Here is a 1167-nt window from a genome sequence, read left to right on the forward strand (position 1 = left end):
GAGCTTTTCCGTCACCATCGCGGCAGATGCGATGATCGCCTCGGGCATGGGAATATTTTCCAGGGCAAGCGTATAATGCTCACCCACCAGAAAGTCAGAAAAACCCGCCTTGTCGCATATCTGCGCCAGTTCGATGGACCAGTCGAAGATCTGCTTCGGCGTCCGCTGAGGCTGGTTGTAGGGGGTGCGGAACAATCCGCACTTCATCACGCATCTCTCCTGTGCCGGGGGCCTGACGCGCATGGAAAGCAGACGTCAGGGCAGGGTTACTGGCAGCCTTTCACAGCAGCTCTCGTCGTTACCGGACACAAATGACCGCTTATTAAGCGATTCGTCAACATCAATGTTGATGATTTATTTTTTCCGCGCGGCCGTGGGTGGCTGCAGCCCTTCCATGACGAGGCGCAGGGCGCGATCGAATTCGCGATCGCGATCGTCCTGATCCCATTCCGTCGCGCCGGCCGCCAGCATCATGGTGAGGCGGTGAACTTCGGTGATAGCGAAGTCGGATCGAATGAGGCCGGCACGCTGGGCGCGTGCGATCGGAACGGAGCAGACCCCCTCCATGCGAGCGCGCAGCACGGCGATTGCCTGGCGACCTTCGGCGCCATGCTGGATGGCTACTGCGTTGGCCAACGCTGCGTAATCGGTACGGCTCTCGCACATCTTCCTGACCATCAGGAGAAAGGTGTCGGGCCGGTCGTGATGTTCGTCCGCTATTGCTGCGACATCCTCGATGCGACGTTCCATAACCGCAAGAGCGAGCGCGTATCGATCGGCAAAATTCCGGTAGAGCGTAGTACGGCCGACGGAAGCCTCCGCAGCGATCGCATCAAGCGCCACGGCATATCCGTGCCTTGCGAATATCGTCGCCGCCGCCGCGATAATCCGCTCACGCCGATCTTTGGCATCTCTGCGCACACCCAATTCCATTCGTCTTATCCGGACAATATTGTCCGTAACCGTTCCAGTTGTTTCTAACCAGCCTAATCGAAAAGGGTTTGGCGGTCGAAAATCCCTTCTGGCGTTTGCTGGCACGATGTCTGGATCGGAAGAGAGCCGCGACGGCCTAGCGGTCGCCAGTCTCGAGGGACCGATGTACATTGGTCATAAAAGCCTTGATCCGGAGAAGGCCAAAGAAATCGAGCATCAGTGGCAGAGCTATCT

2 protein-coding genes and 1 pseudogene are annotated in these 1167 nt (G+C 58.0%); 1 reads left to right on the forward strand and 2 read right to left on the reverse strand.

Annotated features, from left to right (window positions below; all coding sequences use genetic code 11):
* Window positions 1–207 (reverse strand): annotated as a pseudogene (locus DI606_RS20210) (LLM class flavin-dependent oxidoreductase); the annotation flags it as partial.
* Window positions 208–354: 147 nt separating this feature from the next.
* Window positions 355–921, reverse strand: coding sequence for a TetR/AcrR family transcriptional regulator (locus tag DI606_RS20215; protein WP_293985812.1), 567 nt, complete (start codon window positions 919–921; stop codon window positions 355–357).
* A gap of 31 nt (window positions 922–952) precedes the next feature.
* Here DI606_RS20215 and DI606_RS20220 point away from each other — a divergent pair.
* Window positions 953–1167: hypothetical protein (locus DI606_RS20220; protein WP_293985813.1), on the forward strand; the 215-nt coding region annotated here is incomplete at its 3' end.

The organism is Sphingobium sp. (assembly GCF_003248505.1).
Taxonomy (GTDB): Bacteria; Pseudomonadota; Alphaproteobacteria; order Sphingomonadales; family Sphingomonadaceae; genus Sphingobium.